This is a genomic window from Blautia marasmi (assembly GCF_900258535.1).
GTDB classification, from domain to species: domain Bacteria; phylum Bacillota; class Clostridia; order Lachnospirales; family Lachnospiraceae; genus Blautia; species Blautia hominis.
In genome coordinates this window covers 3626683-3648196 of the sequence record NZ_OIWX01000001.1, presented here as the reverse complement: position 1 = coordinate 3648196, position 21514 = coordinate 3626683, and the positions used below count along the sequence as shown (strand labels likewise).

The following is a 21514-nucleotide window of genomic DNA, read 5'->3' as shown; positions in this document are numbered from 1 at the left end:
ATCTGCCGATTCCGATCCTCTGCACAATACGCTTCTGCTGCCGCTGTTTTACTGAAAAGTATACACTATCTTTTTTCTTATGTACATAGATATTCTGTAACTGTTCAGTACCCTCACAGTTACAGGCAAAAATCCATGCAGAATCGCCTTTGGCGATGGGATTTTTGCTTGGCCGTGGTACACTTTCTTACGGTCAGCGCAGTGAATGCGCAGACCTACTGAATAGTTACGATATTCTTACTACAGAGTTACACCCTGTTTGAAGATTGCAATGTCATGATACCCTGCTGTTTCCGCTTTGACTTTTTTTCCGGATGCCACCTCTATAATATAACGGAATAATTCTTCTGCCAGTTCCTCTTTCGTCTTATCCTCCACCATCCTGCCCGCATTAAAATCAATCCAGTTTGTTTTGTAAGCAGACAATCCAGAATTAGAAGAAATCTTTACAGTGGGAACAAGAGATGCAAACGGTGTTCCTCTTCCGGTCGTGAACAATACGATCTGCGCTCCTGAAACCGCCAATGCGGTGGATGCAACCAGATCATTCCCCGGTGCTGACAAAAGGTTCAGCCCTTTTTTCCTGACCCGCTCAGTGTATTTTAATACATCCGTCACAGGTGCAGAGCCGGATTTCTGGGTACAGCCAAGAGACTTGTCTTCCAGTGTGGAGATTCCTCCTTTTTTATTTCCAGGGGACGGATTTTCATAGATCGTCTGGTTATGGCTTGTGAAATAGTCCTTGAAATCATTGATGAGATGAACGGTCTTTTCAAATACTTCTCTGTTTTCGCATCGGTTCATAAGGATGGTTTCCGCTCCAAACATCTCCGGAACCTCCGTGAGTATGGTTGTTCCCCCTTTTGAGATGAGAAGGTCAGAAAAAGCTCCCACCACCGGATTTGCCGTGATGCCTGACAGGCCGTCTGAACCGCCGCATTTCATGCCGATGATCAATTCCCCTGCATCACATTCTTCTCTGACACATTTATCTGCATTTTTGTAGAGATCTCCAAGCAAAGCCAGTGCTTCCTCTATCTCATCCTCCGTATCCTGGCATTGTAAAAATTTCACCCGGTCCTCATCATACGCGCCGATATATTCTTTTAAAACAGGAATGTTACAGTTTTCACAGCCAAGCCCCAGTACAAGAACTCCTCCCGCATTTGGATGATGGATCATATCAGCCAGAACTTTTCTTGTATTTTCCTGATCATCCCCCATCTGGGAGCAGCCGTAAGGATGGGCAAATGCCACAATTTCCTCCACATTCCCAAGAGGGAACCGCTTTTTGGCTTCCTGCTCTATGGCCTTTGCTACAGACGAGACACATCCCACTGTAGGAAGGATCCAAAGTTCATTCCGTACCCCCACGGTGCCGTCGGCACGCCTGTATCCCATAAAAGAAGCTTTTTTACCCGTCAGCCCTTTGAGCGGAACCGGTTCGTACCGATACTCCAGCACCTCACCCAGTGAAGTTTTCAGATTGTGGACATGAATCCAGTTCCCCTTCAAAATATCTTCTTTTGCGTAACCTATGGTGGCGCCGTATTTAACCACAGGAGTTCCCTTTACAATATCACAGAGGGCAAATTTATGCCCCTGGGGAATATCTTCAAGAAGTGTGATCTCCGTATGGTCCACGGTTATGGATGTCCCTTTTTCCAGCGGTTTCAAAGCAACTGCTGCCATATCTTCCCTGTTTATCTTAATAAAATCCTGCATACTCTCTCCTTTACCCCAGTACAGCGCTGTAAGCGTTCTCCATACCCTCTGTCTCAATACAGTCATACCATTTCTGAACCGCCTCCAGCATTGGACTTAGATCCTGTCCCCAATACTCTTCCTTCTTTAAAACGTCAGCAACAGAAGCCTCTTTCATAAATGCCAGGATTTCTTCCCCGTCGTTTGCCGCATCTGTGTGGTAAAATGCTATGAGGGCAGCAAATGAAAAAGTAAGCCCCTGGGGGTAGGTGCCGTATTTTTCTTTATATTCCAGGATCGTAGGCAGGACTCTTGCCTTAAACTTGGACACAGAGTTTAAAGCAATGGATAAAAGCAAATGCCTGATAAACGGATTTGCAAAGCGCTCTAAAACTGCCTGCCCGAAGTTTCTGTTGTCCTGTGAATCCCCGATAGTAGGAATGATCTCCTCAAAAATACATTTTTTGAGAAGTGCGGATACTTTTTCATCTTTCAGGCATTCCCCTACTGTCTCCAGACCATAGAGATATGCTCCCAGCACCATAGATGTATGGGCACCATTTAAAATTCTGACCTTTCTCTTTTTATAGGGATCTACATTGTCTGTCCAGATGACATTATAACCGGCCTTCAAAAGCGGCAGCTCGTCCTCGTGGTTTCCCTGGATAACCCACAGATGAAAGATCTCCGCCGTATCCATCATATTGTCCTGCTCTTTGATCCTTTCACACAAAGCCTTATGCTCGTCCCTCGGAAATCCGGTCACGATACGGTCAACTAATGTGGAACAGAAATCATTCTCTTTCTCCATCCAGTTCTTAAAATCTTCTCCAAACCCCCACAGATCCGCATACTGCATACAGCATTTTTTCAATTCTTCCCCGTTATGGTCGATCAGTTCACAAGATAAAATGATAAACCCTTTTAAGCCCAGTAAAAAACGTCTGTACAATAATTGGGTCAGCTTGCCCGGAAAAGATTTTGCCGGCTTATCATCCGGTCTGTTGTCCGGGACAAACTCAATGCCCGCCTCCGTTGTATTCGATACAATAAATCGGAAGTCAGGGTTTTTGGCCAACGCTTCATACGCTTCGTGTTCTGTATAAGGGTTGATACATCTGGATATAATATCAATATGCGTGTGCTCATCCACGACTCTTCCCTTATCAATCCCTCTTAAAAAGAGATGATACCTACAATCTTGTTTCTTCAATTCTTCAATCATACCTTTTTCTATTGGCTGTACCACCACAACGGAACCGTCAAACATATCTTTTTCTTTTAATTTCTGAAAAAAATAATCTACGAATCCACGGAGAAATCCTCCTTCTCCAAACTGTATTACTGTTTCTTTCCTCTGTGTACGCATAACAGAAGCCCCTTTCGGTCATATCTTATTTACAACAAACAATTTCCTTTTCGGTTTCCCCTATTATACTTCATATATCCCATGTTGTATACAACATATTATATATTTTTTTACTTTCGTGCCTTTCCATAAAAAATGTTTTTTCTTTTTGTGCGGATTTCATAAAAAAGGAAATGACCGGTCTTCCTATTTATAAAGACCAGTCATTTCCTTTAAACAATAAATCAAATATGGCATTCTTAGAATAATGCAGATGCTCATTCATGGCGTCAGCCGCGCCGTCCCAATCCTGTTTCAGCGCACATTTTGTAATCTTTAAATGTTCCTGAATGGTTTCTTTGCGGCGCTTTTCGGAACACTCTCCGCTCATGATCCGCATTCGTTTTATCTGGCTGTTGATCAGCTCATAGGTTTTCAAAAAATAAATATTGGATGTGGCGTCCATGAACATCTGATGAAAAAGATCATCCATATCATCATAGGAATAAGGGAGATCTCCGCCCTTTAAATATGCCTGATAATCCTGATAATAATTCATGTAGATGTCCTGCTCTATCCGGTTTCCATAGTGGGAGATGGCATATGGCTCCAGCATAAGCCTTGTCTCATATATCATATTGATCTGACTCAGGGACAAGTCAGAAACCATGATCCCTTTCTTGGGAAGAATTTTTACCAGGCCTTCCTGCTCCAGTCTGCTGATGGCATCCCGCACCGGCGTCCTGCTGGCCGATACCTCCTCCCGCAGCAATTCTTCATTGATAAAAGTATTCGGTGCATATTCACAATTTAATATTTTTGCTTTTATGGCATTATATGCCTGTTGTTTTAAACTCTCTTTTTGCATATTGCCGCCTTTCTGAGGTTATTTCCGTATGATCACTTTTGCAGCGGATTGGTCTCTTAATCGCTGCAGTTTTTACACTCTCCCAATTCATAACCTGTTACATATTTTACCACATTCAGGTGAGATTGAAAAGCCTATCCATTCTTAGTTTTTTCATCGTTGTATACATTATCAGCTATATTAATCCGAAGGCATTTTCTATTTTTGGCCATATTGCACATTTCATCATGTGTTTATTTGTGTATAGTTGACAATTTATTGATTTATACTGCATTTTTATCTTTTTTCTATTGACATTTCCCCCACCTTACCCTATTATCTCTTGTATACAACAAGCAATTTCCTATAACATTTTTGGAGGAACAACAATTATGAAAGCAATGTTTATTGACAACCCCGGACAAGTCTCTATTAAAGAACTTCCTATGCCAGTGCCCAAAAGGGGCGAAGCCCTGTTAAAAGTATTATACGGCGGCATCTGCGGCAGCGATTTAGGTTCTTACCGTGGTACTTTTGCCTATTTTTCTTACCCAAGAACACCGGGCCACGAATTTTCAGCTGAGATCATAGAAATCGAGCCGAATGACAGAGGTCTGGAAAAGGGAATGATAGTAACCTGTAACCCATATTTCAACTGTACCCAATGCTACTCCTGTCAAAGAGGCCTGGTGAACTGCTGCACCACGAACCAGACTATGGGAGTTCAGAGAGAAGGCGCTTTCGCAGAATATATTACAATGCCAATTGAAAGAATATATGATGGCAAGGGCCTTTCACCAAAGACACTGGCACTGATCGAACCTTTCTGCATCAGTTACCATGGTGTGACAAGAGCAAACACAACAAAAGGCGATAAGGTTCTCATTATCGGCGCCGGCACGATCGGCGTTCTGGCAGCCGTAGCGGCAAAGTCCCTGGGCGCTGAGGTTACCATCTGTGACGTAGCCCCCAAAAAACTCGCATACGCTCAGGAGACTTTCGGCATCGACCACATCTTATTAAACGATGATCCGGATACTTTTATGGACAAGGTCAGGGAAGCCACAGATGGAAATGGATTTGACGTGGCAATTGAGGCGGTTGGTCTTCCCTCTACGTTCCAGAACTGTATTGATGCCGCTGCCTTTGGCGGGCGTGTTGTCTTGATCGGTGTGGGGAAACAAAATCTGGATTTCAACTTTACTTTGATCCAGAAAAAAGAGCTTAACATTTTCGGTTCCAGAAATGCCCTGAAAAAAGATTTCTTACAGTTGATCGACCTTGTTAAAGAGGGAAGGGTTGACCTTGATAAAATTGTCACCAATACATACAAATTTGATGATGCGGCCGCTGCTTTTGCTGATTTTGATCAGAATGCGGCGTCCATGTTAAAAGTCATTTTTGAATTCTAAAAACAAACGGAGGTATTTGTTATGTCACATTCCGCATGGTTATTTATGTCTTTGATCATTTCCATGATCGTTATTTTATTTTTAATTCTGAAGGTTAAATTGAACGCAGCCATTTCATTAGTATTAGGAAGTATTTTAATGGGCGCTTTATCCGGCATCTCCCTGGTTGAGACCATAGACGGTATAAACGTGGGCTTTGGCAATATGCTGAAAGGCATGGGACTTCCTATCGGTTTCGGCATTATTCTGGGTGAGCTTGTGAGCAGGTCCGGCGGTGCTCAGATCATTGCATCTAAAATCGTAAAAGCATTTCCAAAAACAAAAGCCATATATGCCATCGGTCTGGCTGCTTTTATTTTAGCCATCCCGGTATATTTCGATGTAACTTTTGTCATTCTGATTCCCATTGGCATTGCCCTGATGAAAGAGATCAATAAATCCATTGCACATATTGTGGGGGCTATCACGATCGGGGCTGCTGCTGCCCACACCATGGTGCCTCCTACACCGGCCCCTTTAGCTGCAGGCGAGATTTTCGGATTTGATACCGGTATCATGATCGCCTTTGGCACGGTTTTCGGGTTGATCGGCGTATTCCTTGTTATATTTATCTATACAAAATTTTTAGACACAAAGACCACCTTCTGGAATCCTGAAACCGACGAATCTTCCGCAGGTGTCCATATTGATGCCCAGGAAGACAGTTCTATCACACCGCCGTCTTTCGGCTTTGCTTTGCTGCCTATTTTTGTACCCATAATTTTGATTCTTTTAAACACGGTTACAAACAGCGCCATGGGTGACGCACAGCCAAGTATTTTTCTTTTCTTAGGTGATAAAACAGTTGCCCTGTTAGCAGGCGCTATTGCCGCTTATCTGATCGGTGTAAAATGCATGGGCAAAGAAAAGGCGGAAAAGGCTGCCACTGACTCGCTTTCTTCTGCGGGAATCGTATTCCTGATCACAGGTGCAGGCGGTGCCTTCTCTAACATTATTACAATTACAGGTGTCAGTGATGCCATTGCCGATATTGTAAGCGGATTTGCACATAATGTATTTATTGTTCTGATCTTGTCCTATCTGGTTGGTCTGCTGATCAAACAGGTGACTGGGTCCGGCACGGTATCTGCCCTTACCAGTATGACCATTATGTCCGGCGTAGCTGCCTCTATTGCACTGCCGCCTGTATTTGTGGCAATGGCCTGTTTATCCGGGACCCTTTTCGGAGCAACCGTAAACGACAGCGGATTCTGGATCGTAACAAACATCAGCGGGCTGTCTATCAAAGGAGGCATTAAGACATATACCGTATCTGAAATGTTAGAATCCGTTTTCTTCCTTATTTTACTATTGATCGCAGCCGGCGGATATATGATAATATTTTAATGACAACAGGAGGTTCCAATCATGAGAGAAAGACCCTTTGTAGCAAACCTGGTCAGTGACCAAACAATACCTAAAATGTTTAAAGTAAAACAGGTATTTCCCCGGCCACAGATTAAGCCGGAAGAAATCCCCCAAATAATACACACTCTGCTTTCCGAGGAAAAGTTCTCCTCCAAAGTAAAGCCGGGGATGCACATTGCCATCACTGCCGGTTCCCGCGGCATCGCAAATGTAGCGCTCACAACTAAATGCATTGCTGATTTTGTCAGATCAAAAGGCGCACATCCATTTATTGTTCCTGCCATGGGCAGCCATGGAGGCGCCACCGCCGACGGCCAGCGGGCAATCTTAGAAGGCTACGGCATCACGGAAGACTATGTGGGGTGTCCTATCATTTCTTCCATGGAAGTCAAAAAAATAGGGGTGAATGAGGAAGGCATGGATGTATTCATTGATAAAAATGCTGCGGAATCCGACGGCATAATCTTAGGATGCCGCATCAAACCCCATACGGCATTTCGCGGACCATACGAGAGCGGGATCATGAAAATGATGGCCATTGGTCTTGGAAAACAGCATGGCGCTGAAGTCTGCCACGAAGCGGGATTTAAAAACATGGCAAAATATGTCCCCATGTTCGGCCGCGCGATCATTAAAAATGCTCCTATTTTATTTGCAGTTCCAACGATTGAAAATGCCTATGATGAAACCTGTAAGATCACAGCCGTAAATGCGGAGGAGATCATTGAAAAAGAACCGCCTCTTCTGCAGGAAGCCTTTGCAAACATGCCAAGGATCCTGGTTGATGCATGTGATGTATTAGTGGTTGACCGGATTGGAAAGAATTTCAGCGGAGACGGCATGGACCCTAACATTACCGGAACCTTCTGTACCCCATATGCAACAGGCGGGATCAAATCCCAGCGGGTATGCGTTTTGGATCTAAGCCCTGAAACACATGGAAACGGTATTGGACTGGGATATTCCAGCGCAACCACCAAGCGTGTATTCAACCAGCTTGATCTATCTTCCATGTACCCGAATGCGATCACATGCACCGTTTTAGGCGGTGTACGCATCCCCATTGTGATGGAGAGTGATAAGGAAGCGATCCAGGTCTGTATAAGAACCTGTAATGAGATTGATAAAAAGAATCCCCAGGTTGTACGGATACCAAACAGCCTTCACATAGAACATATTATGCTGTCGGAATCCTACTATGAAGAGGCCAAAAACAACCCGAACCTGATAATCGAAAGTGAACCGGAGTATCTTCCTTTTGATGAGGACGGAAACCTTTGGTAAATGAAATACCCTCCCGGCTCCACCTGAAAAGCCGGAAGAAAGAAAAGATGCCGACCGGAAATCTATCCCGGCCGGCATCTTTTCTTATTGGCTGTCTCTGGTAATATCCCTGACCCAGTTATATTTTTTATAATGCATATACACCGCCGGAAGCTTTACGATCTCATCCAAATTGATGATAAAATACACGGCCAGAATGGGTATCTTGAAATAAAAAGCCGTCAGCAGCCCAAGAGGCACTGTCACTGCCCACATGGTGACCGCGTCACAAAAAAGTCCGAACTTGGAATCCCCTCCCGCACAGAAAATGCCTGCGATCACAGTGGAATTCACGGACTTTCCTATCATATAGTAAGAACACATCACAAGCATTCCCCTCAAATATCCGTGGGCAGTTGGACTCAAATTGGAAAAGCCCAGAATCAAAGGGCTTAATCCCAGAAGCAGAATGCCTGACAGGGCACCCAGAACAATGGAGAGCCGGCACAGCCTGTTCCCATAATCCTTTGCGCCGGACAGATTTCCCTTTCCCAGTTCATTTCCCACAATGATCCCGCCGCCGCTGGCAAGGCCAAGACACAGGCAGGCTATCAGGTTTTTCACAATATTGGCAATGGAGTTGGCTGCCACCGCATCACTGCCAAGATGTCCCATGATGACCGAATACATGGTAAATCCGCATCCCCATATCAGCTCATTTCCAAGTACCGGGAGGGTATAGTGAAAGAAATCCCGTCTCAAATCCCGGTCAGCGCGAAACACATATTTCACATGCAGCTTTATCCGGCCACGCCGCATGGATTCCAGAAACGCCCAGATAAGATCCAGCACTCTGGAAAGCACGGTTGCCAGCGCAGCTCCGGCAATCCCCATGGCTGGAATTTTCCATACGCCGAAAATAAAAACCCCGTTCAGCACAATATTCGTCACCATGGAGACAGAGCCTATCACCGTGCTCTTCAAGGTATATCCGCTGTTTTTCATGATACACAGATAAATCTGGGAAATCCCCATCAGCAGATAAGATACTCCCACGATCCGCAGATACTGGGCGCCCTGTCTGATCAGGTCTGCGTCCGGGGTAAAAATCCGCATAAGCGTTTCCGGTATAAACAAGGTTCCCAAAAAGAATACCAGGGATATAACGGAGGAGAATTTCAGCGCGATGGCAAGGATCTTCTCCACAGACACCTTATCCCCTTTTCCCCAATACTGAGCTGCCAGAATCGTAGTGCCAATGGTCAGAGCTGCCAAAAACAGGCTTAGGACAAACTGTATCTGCCCTGCCAGGGAGACTGCAGACAACGCCTCCTGGCTGATCACGCCCAGCATAATGGCATCGGAGGCGCTCACAGCCGCTGTCATAAAATTCTGGAACGCAATAGGCAGGACCAGGGTAAACAGCTTTTTATAAAAAATCTTCTTATCACTCACCTTTTTCCATTGCCTCTATCACCGCCCAGGATTCCGGGTCAAATTCTCTGTCTTTATAATAGTATTTTTTATCTTCCTCCGTTATCTTACGGATAACACGGCAGGGATTTCCCGCTGCCACCACATTGGCGGGTATATCTTTTGTCACCACGCTGCCCGCGCCGATCACCACATTGTCTCCAATGGTCACACCCGGGGTGATGATCACATTTCCCCCAACCCATACATTGTCGCCGATGGTCACAGGGATCCCATACTCATATCCCGACTGCCTGGACACAGGATGTACGGGGTGCCCTGCGGTATAGATAGACACATTAGGCGCAAATAAAACATTTTCCCCTATGGTCACTGTTGCCACATCCAGTATGGTACAATTATAATTTGCAAAAAATCCCCTTCCCACATGGATATGAAACCCATAATCACAGTAAAACGGCGGCATGATAGAAACATTCTCCTCCGGACTGCTCACGATCCTGCCCGCCAGCCTGCCCAGGGTCTCAAAATCTGAGGGGTCTGTGGTATTAAACTCTCTCAAAAGTCTTCTTGTGATCTTCTGCTGGTCAAATACCGCATCATCTGATATGTAGGGAAGCCCGGCATCCCTGCGTGTAATATTATCCATCTCTTTGCTCCTTCACAAACAAGTATTTTCATGTATAATAATAGTGTATTAATCCGGTATATTCTATCAAAATATGCCTTTATATCATAACAATCGTATCTAAGGAGGAGGATTTTATGAACGGAGTAAGTATTTTAAAAGATGCCTCGGAAATTGTCCACTACAATAACCCGAATATTCCTGTGTACCTGAAAGAACGATGGCTGTCCTCCTACACCAACATGGAAGCTCTCTGCCACTGGCATGAGGATATCGAGTATGTGAAAGCCCTGAAAGGGCATATGGTCTATTATGTAAATGGGGAAAAACTGCAGATCAGCGAAAAGGATGCCCTGATCGTAAACGCCAGGCAGATGCACTATGGTTTTTCAGAAGATAAAACGGACTGCTATTTTGCGTGTATTGTCTTTCGCCTTCATCTGCTGTGCACGAACCCTGAGCTTACGGAAAAGTTCATCCAGCCCATCGCCGGACATCCCAATCTTCCTTATATTTATCTCCGTGCAGACAATCCCGCTGAGGCGGAGATCATCCGTCTCTTCGATGCGGCATGTGAAGACTGCCGCGGACAATATGGGGGATATGAGCTGATGATGATCAGCCGGCTCACAGCGGCCTGGGTGGAGCTTTACCGTCTATTACGTCCGGAGCTGCTGTCCTGCAGCACTGTTTTTGAGGAAGATCTGTCTGTACAGCGAAACATGGTATCCTTCATATACAAGAACTATGCCATGAAGCTGTCCCTCAATGACATTGCTGCTGCGGGCAATACTTGCCGCAGCAAGTGCTGCAGGATCTTTAAAAAATATCTGAACAAAACACCTATTGATTTCCTAAATGCCTATCGCCTGGAAGTCAGTATGCGGCTTCTGACGGATACTTCCATGAACATCACAGAGATCGCCCTGTCCTGCGGATTTCAAAGCCCCAGCTACTACGCTGAGCTTTTCCGGCAGCATAAGGGCTGCACGCCCAGCCACTACCGGATCCGCCAGGCAAACGGGTTTGGATCATGATATCCATCTCTTCATGATCTTCAGCAGATGCCCAATCTCCAGCGGTTTTGTCACATGTTCATCCATCCCCGCCTGCTTCGCCTGGTAGGCGTCATCAGCAAAAGCGTTGGCTGTAAGGGCAATTATGGGGATATCTGCCGCATCAGGCCTCTGTCCCGTCTTTCCCAGCCTGCGGATAGCTCTGGCTGCCCCATATCCGTCCAGCACCGGCATTTGAATATCCATGAGGATCAGGGCATAAGTTCCCGGCGGGTCGGCCAGAAACCGTTCCACCGCCTCCCGGCCATTGGACGTACACACTGTTTTGATACCGGAAAGCTCCAGCAGCTCACGGACGATCTCCTGATTGAGAACATTATCTTCAGCGAGAAGCACACAGGTATCCGGTGGAAATGTATCAGATGGGCCGGAGCCCTTCACAGACCTTTGCTCCACAGGGACCTCCCCAGCCTGAGCAAGCTTTAAATATATGGTCACAATAAATCTGGTCCCCTGATCCAACCGGCTCTTGACCGTGATCGTGCCGTTCATCATCTGCACCAGATTCCGGGTAATGGCAAGTCCCAGGCCGGTTCCCTGTATATGGCTCACCCGTGAATCCTCTGCCCGCTCAAAAGGCAGAAACAGCTTCTTCTGAAAATTTTCAGACATGCCGATACCGTCATCCTCCACAATAAATTCAAAACATCCCACTCCGCCCTCACTGGAAAGCTTCTCTTCCAGATAAACGGCAATATGCCCGTTTTCATGGGTATATTTCACTGCGTTGGACAGCAGATTGAGGAGGATCTGCCGGATTCTGACCGGGTCTCCGTATACGGAGTCATGCTCCACCTCTTTTACATTTACAGACAGATGCTGCTTCTTCCCGTCTGCATCCGGCCGGATGATCTGAGAGGCATCCTTCAAAACATCCCTGAGGCAGAATGCATCCTCACTCAGACTCACATTTCCCGACTCAATCTTAGACATATCCAGCACTTCATTGATCAGCTCCAGCAGGTGTACGCCTGAGAGATTGATCTTTTCCAGGCAGTCCGCGGTCTTTTCCTTATCCCCCAGGCTTTTTTCCGCTATGGCTGTCATGCCCATGATGGCGTTCATCGGTGTCCTGATATCATGGCTCATTCTGGATAAGAAATCCGATTTCGCCTGATTCGCCCGGTTCACCGAATCGTATGCCTCCTCCAGAGCGCGCTTTGCCTTTTTCTCCTCCTCGTAATATTCCAGTTCTTTTTGTTTTTCCTCACTGATATTGCGGAAGGCTATGATGATCGTCTTAGGCCTGCCGTTGTCCGCTGCCGTCAGATGGATTTCCATTCTCAGCCACAGGACAGAATCCCTGTGCCTGAACTCCACCTCCAGATGTTCCTTTTTGCCTGTCAGTTCCCCAAGAAGCCTCTCCCTGCTGCAGATATCAGCCATCTTATCCAAATCCTTACTATCCACATCCTCCAGGATATGGCTGCGAAGCACGGAAGAATATCTGCCCGTCCGGGGCAGATTCAAACCTTTGTCCGCCTCCGGGAGACGCACCGCGTAATAACTGTCTTTTAGCAGGTCCACATAGAATATACTCACATACACATCATTGATCGCCTGAAGCGCGGACTGGCTCATATACAGGCGTTCGCTGCTCTCCGAAAGTTTTGCTTTCATGCTGTGGATATCGTGGAGCGCCCCCACCACCCGGCTGGGTTTTCCATTTTCCATCATAAGCCTGCTGTTAGCCCTGTACCAGAAATACTGTCCTTTTATCCCGTCCGGAACGGAACAGCGCATCTCAAACACTTCTGTACGCCCGTTGCAGATATTATCTATCACTGTGGGAACATCGTCCGGATGCACAAGCTGGTCTTTCAACAGTCTTTTGGAGTAATCCCGCAGTTCATGCCGCAGCACGCCCTTTCCTTTTCTGGGTTCATAGCTGATGAATACATCCTCATCAATAAGATATTCAAACATGACAGATGAGCCGGCCTCCATGGCAACCCGGTACATTTCCTGTTCTCTGTCCAGGCGCTCCTGAAGCACCTTCCTCTGGGTGATATCCACCACTGTCCTCTGAAGGATCTTTTCCCCGTCCGGTGTAAAATCCACCACCATGCTGGTTCCGTTCAGCCAATGGATAGAGCCGTCCTTCCACTGTACCCGGTATTCCAGCTCCTGAAAATCTCCCCGGCATGTCATTTTATGATAGGTGTCCTGGATGACCTTTCTGTCTTCCGGCACCACTGCCCCCATGACGCCCTCCCTCCAATCATGCAGACCTTCCTCCATACTGCCGTATCCCATCAGAGAAAGAGCTGCTTTATTCAGGGAAATAAGCCGGTACTTTCCATCCCGGCACTCCATAAAGCGGATAATGCCGCAGGGAACTGTATCGTAGATGCTTGTGAGAAGCTGTGTCTGCTCTCTCAGCCGCTGCGCATCCTCCTCCGAGCGGGTGACATCCAGATACAGACTGTTCACCATCCAGTTGCCGTCCACATCCTGTGCCTTTTTTCCACTGTCAATGACCCATTTCAGACTGCCGTCCCTGCAGCGCACCCGGTAGCGGGTGGAATATGTAAGATTTCCGTCCCGGAAAGCTTCTTCACAGTCAGCCAATGCCTTAGGTAAATCCGGAGGATACACAGTGCCCACTGCACTGCCGCCTGTAACTTCCATAAATTCCTCCACGGTATAACCGAACAGCGCTGCTGCCTCTTTGCTGACAAATGCAAAAGAATAGGTGTCATCATCATTGCTGATCTTCAAACCTCCCGCTATGGAGGACATGATAACCTCCAATTGTCTGTTTCGCTGTTTGATCTCCTCCTCCAGTGCTTCCAGCCGTTCCTGCACATACTCATAGGACTGCCTGCCGATCCTGTCAGGAAAATGCTCCCCGTCCATCATCTCCTGGTAAGGGTTGGAACAGTGGATGTGGCAGCACTTCAGACCCATTTCCGTATCCTGAAATACAAAAGTCACTCTCTGATGTACCTTCAAATACATCTCCACACTCTGGTCTGTGGCGATCCACATCCTGCCCATTACCACATACATATCCTCATTGGGACATATCACGTCATACTCTTCATCCCGTATGATACAATCCGGAATAAGATCTCTGAACTGAATAAACTGGTTCACACAGGCTTCCCGCCCGGACAGATATTCCGCCTCCCCTGTCCCCAGCCAGGAAAACTGAGGCGCAAAATGAGAAGTGATCCATTCTGCATCATGTTCGCAGTAATGCTTATGCATGATGAGCCCTGCCATTTTTTTTACTTCCTCGATCCGTTGTTCGTATCCCATCTCTGCTCTTAATCTCATGCCCATTCAACCTGCTTTCCCGAATCCCTTGGCTCAAGCCTAATCCCTCTGCCCCTTCGTTCTCCTGACTTTACGAACCTTTCCCTTTATGGGTTTTGTCCGGAGACACTCTATTACCTGATTCCCTTTATCATTCAACACTTCCACATAGCTTAAGCTGTCCCTGATATCCACAATGCCTATATCAGAGGCTTCCAGTCCTTCTATGCTGCAGATAGTCCCTACAATATCGCCTGCCCGCATTTTTGATTTCCGTCCGCCGCCGATGGACAGACGGGTAATACCCCGGTTTAATGCTGCCCCTTTTTTGGGCTTTGCTTCTATTTTAATGCGCTGGGATTTCCAGAATGCCTTTTCCTTCTCTTCATCCGCAGCCGGAAGTTCCATGCAAGGCAGCTTCCGTCCCACAAATTCCTCCACCTGCGCCAACATCTTTTTGTCTTCCTCTGTTACCAGGCTCACTGCTGTACCGCATTTTCCGTTTCTCCCTGTCCTTCCGATCCGGTGGACATAGGTTTCCTTTCCCGTGGGAAAATCATAATTCACCACATGCGTGATCTGCTCAAAATCAATCCCTCTTGCCGCCACATCTGTTGCGATCAGGAACCGAAAACAGCCTCTCCTGAACGCATCCACGGTCTTCAGCCGTTCCCTCTGCTCCATCTCACCGTGCAGCATCCCGCAAAATATCCGTCTTCTGCGCAGCTTCTGAAACAGGACATTGGTCATCTCCCTGGTCCCGCAGAAGATCATACAGCTTTGAGGATCCTCATCCGTGAGGACCCTAAGAAAAGCATTGTATTTATTCTCCTGGTCCGTAAAATATAACTTTTCCGTAATGGCTGCCGCCTGTTCATCTGTCGGCTCCTGCAGCACAAGTATGTTATCCGGAATATATTCATTGGCCAATTCCTGTATCTCCGGTCTCAGCGTGGCGGAAAACAGGCATATCCTGCTGTTTTCAGGAACCAGGGAAAGAATGTTTTTCACTTCCTCAATAAATCCCATGTCCAGCATCAAGTCCGCTTCGTCAATGACCAGCCATTTTACCTTATCCAGCTTCAGGCTCTCTCTGCCCAGATGGTCCATAATACGGCCCGGTGTACCTGTCACAATATGAGATTTCTGCCGCAGTGTCTGGATCTGCTTGTCAATAGGGAATCCGCCGAATACTGCGGGTACTTTCAAACGCTTTTTTCTGCCTATATGGAACATCTCCTCACTGACCTGGACTGCCAGCTCCCTGGTAGGTTCCAGCACCAGTGCCTGGGGCGCATTCTCTTCCCACCGGACGCCTTCACAGATCGGTATGGCAAATGCCGCTGTCTTCCCGCTGCCTGTAGGTGCTTTCACCACTACATTTTTTCCCGCAAGCATGGGTAAAATGACCTCCCGCTGTATACTTGTGGGTTCTTTGTATCCCAGCCCCTTCAGTGCCTCCAGAATTTCTTCTGAAAGTGCGTATCGGTTAAATTCGTTTCTCATTCTTTTATTACCTTTCTTTATCTCAGACGCCCGTCTTGTGTGGACACCGCCCATATTTGCGAACGGCAGCGAAAGCCCCATCACAACATCTATTTTAACAAAATACAGGCGGAATTGCCAGACATTATTCTCCTCCCCTTCTAAATGCCCAATCTCTCCCGTATATCATAATTCTACCTGACTTTCAAGCTGAAAAATACATACTCCATAACCAAAATTCCAGACAAATCCTCCAATAAAATTGGATTGCTTGCACGTATCAATCAAATCTGCATTTCGTTATAATGATTTTATAAAATATTTCGTGAAATTTTATAAACCTATCTCATTCACAGGTGTGCCATTTACGCCGAACAGCATCCGCTATACGAAAGAAAGTGAGGGATCTCTATGGAAGTAACCAGCAGTAAAAAAGAAATCTGGACAATGGGAAGTTATTCTTTGCTGACCCTGGCAATCATGGTTGGATTCATGTACCTGAACACATTTGCTACCGAGGTTCTGGTAATTCCCGCAGGCACTCTTGCGCTGGCACTGGGTGTGGCAAAACTGCTGGATTTCTGCTTCAGCCTGTTTGCCGGTGCGATCATCGAGAAAGTAAAAATCGGCAGAACCGGCAAGAACCAGTCCTGGCTCTATCTTGGCCGCTGGATCCTCGCAGTTTCCATCATGGCTGAGGTCTGCAACACCAGTTCCGCCCCCATGATCGTCCGTGTGGCAGTCTTGTCCGTATCCTATACGGTCCTGAACTGTCTGATGAACATTCTGCAGACTGCATATTACGGCGTCCTTGCAGCCGTTGCCGGTCCCAACATGGCCAACCGAAATGCCATGACCATCAATATGACCCGCCAAAGCACCGTTATCACCATCATCAGTTCCTTCATTCCAACTTTTGTTACGATTCTTCCTTTCGGAAACTGGAACTATTTTATCGTGGCTTTCGTATTCATGATCCCTATGCCTTTTGCTTTGGGAGCCATCGCCAAATGTGCGGACGGCAAGGATGTCCCGGTGGGGGCTACCGCTTCCGTCAATCAGGTGGGCATCGGTGATATGTTCGGCACGCTGCTTAAAAATCCTCAGATGCTGGTCCTCTTCCTGGTATTTACCATCCTCTACATTGCCCAGTTCACCTACCAGGCTAACTATACCTATTATTTTATTTATGTTGTGGGCGATTTTACGAAGATGACCCTTGCCACTTTGATCAATGCCTTTGTAGGATTTCTGGCAGCCATGGTAATGCCAAAACTGGGGGCAAAACTGGGAAAGAAAATGTCCTGTGTGACCGGATTTGCCATGATGAGCCTTGCTCTGATCCTGGTATCATTTTTCGGGGCTCCAAACGGTGTTCCGAATCTGACCGCTTACATTATCATTATGTCTCTGCTGATGGCCGGAACTTATACCTGGATGCCTTACATGGTTGTTCTCTTCCTGGATGCAGGTGAATATTTCCTGTATAAAACCGGAAAAGATACCCGCGCTATCGCCGCCGGCCTGGCCTCTCCGCCTATGAAGATTGGCATGACCGTTGGCAACACCCTTGGACTGGCTCTGCTGTCAGCCATCGGATTCGTCTCCGGAGGTGCTTTTGAAATAAGCGTTACATGGATTGCCAATTTCATGCGTGTTACCTTCATGCTCCCCGGTTTTATCTATCTGGCCGCTGCTGTTATCATGCTGCTCTTTTACAAGATCAGCGACAAGGATGCCGCCAAATATGCCCAGGCAAACGCTGAGAAGATGAAACAAGGTAAATAATAGAAAGTACATTTTGCGCACTTCCTATTGCCATGATATAAAAATACACTCAGAACAGGAGATACTATTATGTCAAAAATTCCCTTTGATGAAAAAGAAATGAATGTTGCTTATACTGTTCCAAATTTACTCGACCCTACCATCCCCGAGAGTCCTGCCTGGACTTATCCACAGTCCGAAAAGGACGCGGTAAAAGAACTGTATGCGGGAACACCAACCTGGTGTCTCTCCGGTTTGGAGACTGGTCTTTTTGCCCCTTCCGTAATCCCGGACAACATCGCCCGCGGCTTTGTCATTGAGGGCAGCCCCTTCGATATGGCAGACTACGGCGGTCCTGATATGTTCGGTATCGAATGGGAATATGTTCCCGTAGCAGGAGGCTCCATGGTCCGCCCCGGCACCCCCTTTCTTGAGGATGCCAACGACTGGCGCAAAATGCTGAAATTCCCCAACATTGATGCCTGGGACTGGGATGCCAGCGGCAGAGAAAACTATGACTATCTCCATAACGGAAAAGCAAATATGCTTTGGTTCTTAAACGGATGCTGGTATGAGAGACTGGTTTCCTTCATGGATTTTGAAGGTGCTGTGGTCGCCTTGATCGACGAGGAACAAAAAGATGCCTTAAAAGAACTGTTCGCAGAGACAACTGCGCTGTACTGTAAACTTGTTGACCGCTGCGCCGAGACTTACGGGGACGGTATCTCGGGCTTTACGGTTCATGATGACTGGGGTTCCCAGAGAGCACCTTTCTTCTCCCCTGCGGTGGGGGAGGAAATGATCGTCCCCTACATGAGAGAACTGACGGACCACATCAAGTCCAAAGGGCTGATCGCCGACCTGCATAGCTGCGGCAGCCTGGAGATGCAGCTTCCAAACTTCATAAAAGCCGGCTGGCAGTCCTGGTGTCCCATGCCAATGAACCCCACCCAGAAGATGTATGAAGAATACGGCGATAAGATCCTGCTCCACGTGGAACCTGACCTGCCCGAAGGTGCCTCCGAAGAGGAGCAGGAAAAAGCAGGCGGCGAGTTCGTAAAGAACTATTTCAAACCCGGCAAATACTGCATCCCCAACTATATGTACTTTCCTCAGAAGATGACACCGGCGTTCCGCAGAGGCATGTACCGTGCATCCAGACAGCAGGCGGTAAGCAGCCTCTGATTCCACAGACTGATCTGATACCCTTTTTCTTTTCATCAACAGCGCCCGAAAGATGTATCTCTTTTGGGCGCTGTTCGTTCATGGCATGCCTGTATTTTACTGTAATCCTGTGTGTGCGGACCCAGCTTACAGAATGGCTGTACATATACTTCTAACCATTTTGCTTTTTGAAAGTGAGGAACACAAATGTCAAACAAAAATCCGTCTTCAGCGGCAGTTCTGCCGGAAGAAAATAATATCATGGGTACTGCTCCCATTCCAAAACTACTTGCAAAATTCGCCATCCCCTCCGTCATTTCCATGCTGGTAAACTCTATCTATAATCTTGTGGATCAAATCTTTATCGGCCAGGGTGTGGGGTATCTTGGAAATGCTGCCACCAACGTGGTATTTCCTTTTGTCACCATCGCTATGGCAGTTTCACTGATGATCTCCGTGGGCACCGCTGCCAATGTGGGACTGAATCTTGGGGGAAAGGATCAGGACTGTGCCAATCTCACCCTTGGCAACGGCCTTACGCTTGCCCTGTCAAGCGGCATCCTCCTCTGCATTTTAGGTGAACTCTTCATGGTCCCCCTGCTGCGCCTCTTCGGTGCCACGGACACGGTACTGCCCTATGCCATTGACTATGGCCGTATTTATCTTCTGGGCACCATGTTCACCAGCGTGGGCATTATGATCAGTGATGAGATCCGTGCTGACGGCAACCCTGGCTATGCCATGAACTCCATGCTGATCGGCGCTGTACTGAACTGTGTGCTGGACCCCCTGTTTATCTTTGTCTTCCACTGGGGTGTTAAGGGCGCCGCCTTTGCCACTATCATCGGACAATTCGGCACACTTATCTTCTGTCTGCTCTACCTAAAAAAATTCCGCACCCTGACAATGAAGAAGGAAAACATGAAGCTTCGGTTATCTGTTGTAAAAAGCATCCTGACCCTTGGTCTTTCCTCCTTCCTCACGCAATGCGCGGCACTTGTCATGCAGATCATCATGAATCAGCAGACCATCAAATATGGTGCCCTCTCCCAATACGGCGCTGACATTCCTCTGACCGTATTCGGAATCGTCAATAAAGTAAACGGCCTGATGATGTCCCTGATCATGGGCATCTCCGTAGGCTCACAGCCCTTGTTCAGCTATAATTACGGCGCTAAATTATTTACCCGCGTAAAAAAGCTGGCGAAAACCTGTCTTATTGTGTGTGTCACCATCGGTTTTCTCGGTATGCTCTGCCTGCAGATCTTTCCCCAGCAGATCATTTCCCTGTTTGGACAAGAAAATGCTCTGTATAATGAATTTGCCGTTATGTGCCTGAAGAACATGACTATATTTATCTTTGTTATGGGCGTTCAGATGGTAGCCAGTGTATACTTTCAGGCAGTGGGAAAGGCAATGGGAGCTACGGTACTCTCCCTGTCGCGCCAGGTATTGTTCATGATCCCCTGTATGCTGCTCCTTCCCCACTTCTTTGGGATCATTGGTCTCATGTGGTCTTTTCCGGTATCCGATGTTTTTTCAGTGGCTATGGCAGCAGTCATGCTCACCACAGAGATGCGGAAACTCAACCGGCTGATCCGGTTTCCGCTGGCCCCGGAAGCTGACGTGTAAATATTTTTGACTGCGCCTTAAAAATAAGCCAGCCAATCTTTGGCTTTTGCAAAGATTGGCTGGATATGTTTCAGTTTCCATGTGTAATTTTAGCGCTTTTGGTAAAAGGATGATCCATACTTCCTTGCCTCATCGGCCAGGTATTCCCCCTGCTCCTGAAATCTCGGAGTGATTCCGCTCTCCCAGAAGATATACCGTCCTCCCGGTCCGTAAGTATCCATGGCCAAACGCACAGAATCCCTCACTTCTTCCTCCGTTGAGTCCGCCTGATTTCCCCTGCCGAATGAATCCCAGCCTCCGATCGCTACCAGGCCATACTTTTCTTTATATAGATTAATATCATTATAAATCTGGAGCGGTTCTATCGCTTTCACCCCAACCTCAACAATATCCTCAATAATGGCTGATATATCCCCGTCCACGTGCATGGTTGGTATTGCCCCAAGTTCATGGACTGCATCAAACATTTTTTTATGTATTGGCTTCAAAATCTCCCGATATGTATCCGGAGACATGAGCAGCCCTTTATTTGTGGCGATATGTTCCATAAAGGTGATCATTTCCGGTTTCAGGTATTTACATTGGTGACGCATAACATCAATCCAAAAATCCGCGATAGCGTTAAGGGCTTTGCCTGTCTCCTCCGGCTCCAATGCCAGTGATAAAAGCGCGTTCTCAAACCCCATCATATAGTGGAGCTCGTCCCAGACGAATCCGGCGTAATAGTCGATCATCTGCCCGTCTTTCACCATAGTGGCCCTAAGCCTCTTGGCCTCTGTCTCCCAATCAATCTGATCCAGATCAATTTTAGGTATAATATCCCGCCAGCGGGTGATATCCTCCAGCTCGAACACATGACTATGAGTGTTTGCAGGAATCCCTCCATCGGGGGTATTGATAAAGGAAACGCCAAACGGGTCCACATAATAGCCTGTGGAAGGGTTATACTCCCTTTTTAGCGTGACATTCAGCATGAAAGAAAATGCATCCTCATGATAGGGAATCCATGCCGGCTCCTTCCCCGCAAATACTAATTCAAGATTTTCTTTTTCTGTGATTTCTTTCTTTAAATTCATCATATCCTAT

The 21514-nt window shown here is 47.0% G+C and carries 15 protein-coding genes; 7 read left to right on the top strand and 8 right to left on the bottom strand.

The genetic code is table 11. The features are described 5' to 3' along the window. Nucleotides 1-240: 240 nt before the first annotated feature. From C6P39_RS15755 to C6P39_RS15745, 3 genes are all read right to left on the bottom strand, one after another. Entirely contained in the window at nucleotides 241-1725 is a 1485-nt protein-coding gene (locus tag C6P39_RS15755) for a UxaA family hydrolase (RefSeq protein ID WP_104804406.1), read from the bottom strand. A gap of 10 nt (nucleotides 1726-1735) precedes the next feature. After that, nucleotides 1736-3073 (bottom strand): tagaturonate reductase, encoded by a 1338-nt coding sequence (locus C6P39_RS15750; RefSeq protein ID WP_104804405.1) that lies wholly within the window; start codon nucleotides 3071-3073, stop codon nucleotides 1736-1738. Nucleotides 3074-3263: 190 nt separating this feature from the next. Further along, nucleotides 3264-3920 (bottom strand): GntR family transcriptional regulator, encoded by a 657-nt coding sequence (locus C6P39_RS15745; protein WP_095171786.1) that lies wholly within the window; start codon nucleotides 3918-3920, stop codon nucleotides 3264-3266. A 371-nt stretch (nucleotides 3921-4291) separates the two neighbouring features. On the opposite strand from C6P39_RS15745, the gene C6P39_RS15740 reads away from it, so the two are divergent. The 3 genes from C6P39_RS15740 to C6P39_RS15730 are packed head-to-tail and all read left to right on the top strand — an operon-like array spanning nucleotide 4292 to nucleotide 8002. After that, nucleotides 4292-5311: a zinc-binding alcohol dehydrogenase family protein gene (locus C6P39_RS15740; RefSeq protein ID WP_095171789.1), complete on the top strand. Its 1020-nt coding sequence runs from the start codon at nucleotides 4292-4294 to the stop codon at nucleotides 5309-5311. A 21-nt stretch (nucleotides 5312-5332) separates the two neighbouring features. After that, nucleotides 5333-6697: a GntP family permease gene (locus tag C6P39_RS15735; RefSeq protein WP_104804404.1), complete on the top strand. Its 1365-nt coding sequence runs from the start codon at nucleotides 5333-5335 to the stop codon at nucleotides 6695-6697. Between the two features lie 21 nt (nucleotides 6698-6718). Beyond that, nucleotides 6719-8002, top strand: coding sequence for a nickel pincer cofactor-dependent isomerase, group 22 (locus tag C6P39_RS15730; protein WP_104804403.1), 1284 nt, complete (start codon nucleotides 6719-6721; stop codon nucleotides 8000-8002). Nucleotides 8003-8086: 84 nt separating this feature from the next. Here the strand turns inward: C6P39_RS15730 and C6P39_RS15725 are convergent, their stop codons facing one another. Both C6P39_RS15725 and C6P39_RS15720 read right to left on the bottom strand, forming a co-directional pair. Continuing rightward, nucleotides 8087-9436 (bottom strand): MATE family efflux transporter, encoded by a 1350-nt coding sequence (locus C6P39_RS15725; protein ID WP_104804402.1) that lies wholly within the window; start codon nucleotides 9434-9436, stop codon nucleotides 8087-8089. Continuing rightward, the gene (locus C6P39_RS15720; RefSeq protein WP_104804401.1) at nucleotides 9429-10064 is read right to left on the bottom strand and encodes a sugar O-acetyltransferase; all 636 of its coding nucleotides are present in this window, start codon (nucleotides 10062-10064) and stop codon (nucleotides 9429-9431) included. Before C6P39_RS15720 ends, C6P39_RS15725 begins: the two co-directional genes overlap by 8 nt. Before the next feature lie 116 nt (nucleotides 10065-10180). On the opposite strand from C6P39_RS15720, the gene C6P39_RS15715 reads away from it, so the two are divergent. After that, entirely contained in the window at nucleotides 10181-11080 is a 900-nt protein-coding gene (locus C6P39_RS15715; protein ID WP_104804400.1) for an AraC family transcriptional regulator, read from the top strand. On the opposite strand, the gene C6P39_RS15710 is transcribed toward C6P39_RS15715, so the two are convergent. Next, complete coding sequence (locus C6P39_RS15710; protein ID WP_330407081.1) at nucleotides 11075-14401, bottom strand: hybrid sensor histidine kinase/response regulator; 3327 nt, start codon at nucleotides 14399-14401, stop codon at nucleotides 11075-11077. The genes C6P39_RS15715 and C6P39_RS15710 overlap by 6 nt on opposite strands. Before the next feature lie 39 nt (nucleotides 14402-14440). Beyond that, nucleotides 14441-15886, bottom strand: a complete 1446-nt coding sequence (locus C6P39_RS15705; RefSeq protein WP_104805949.1) for a DEAD/DEAH box helicase — start codon at nucleotides 15884-15886, stop codon at nucleotides 14441-14443. A gap of 390 nt (nucleotides 15887-16276) precedes the next feature. Here C6P39_RS15705 and C6P39_RS15700 point away from each other — a divergent pair, with 390 nt between their 5' ends. The 3 genes from C6P39_RS15700 to C6P39_RS15690 all read left to right on the top strand — a co-directional run bounded on the left by C6P39_RS15700 (nucleotide 16277) and on the right by C6P39_RS15690 (nucleotide 20428). Beyond that, nucleotides 16277-17653 carry an MFS transporter gene (locus tag C6P39_RS15700; protein WP_095171804.1) on the top strand — a complete coding sequence of 459 codons (1377 nt, stop codon included), beginning with the start codon at nucleotides 16277-16279 and terminating at the stop codon, nucleotides 17651-17653. Between the two features lie 69 nt (nucleotides 17654-17722). Next, nucleotides 17723-18817: a uroporphyrinogen decarboxylase/cobalamine-independent methonine synthase family protein gene (locus C6P39_RS15695; RefSeq protein ID WP_104804398.1), complete on the top strand. Its 1095-nt coding sequence runs from the start codon at nucleotides 17723-17725 to the stop codon at nucleotides 18815-18817. Between the two features lie 186 nt (nucleotides 18818-19003). Further along, nucleotides 19004-20428 carry an MATE family efflux transporter gene (locus C6P39_RS15690; RefSeq protein WP_095171809.1) on the top strand — a complete coding sequence of 475 codons (1425 nt, stop codon included), beginning with the start codon at nucleotides 19004-19006 and terminating at the stop codon, nucleotides 20426-20428. An 89-nt stretch (nucleotides 20429-20517) separates the two neighbouring features. Here C6P39_RS15690 and C6P39_RS15685 read toward each other — a convergent pair whose 3' ends face one another. After that, the gene (locus tag C6P39_RS15685; protein WP_104804397.1) at nucleotides 20518-21507 is read right to left on the bottom strand and encodes a uroporphyrinogen decarboxylase family protein; all 990 of its coding nucleotides are present in this window, start codon (nucleotides 21505-21507) and stop codon (nucleotides 20518-20520) included. Between the last annotated feature and the right edge of the window lie 7 nt (nucleotides 21508-21514).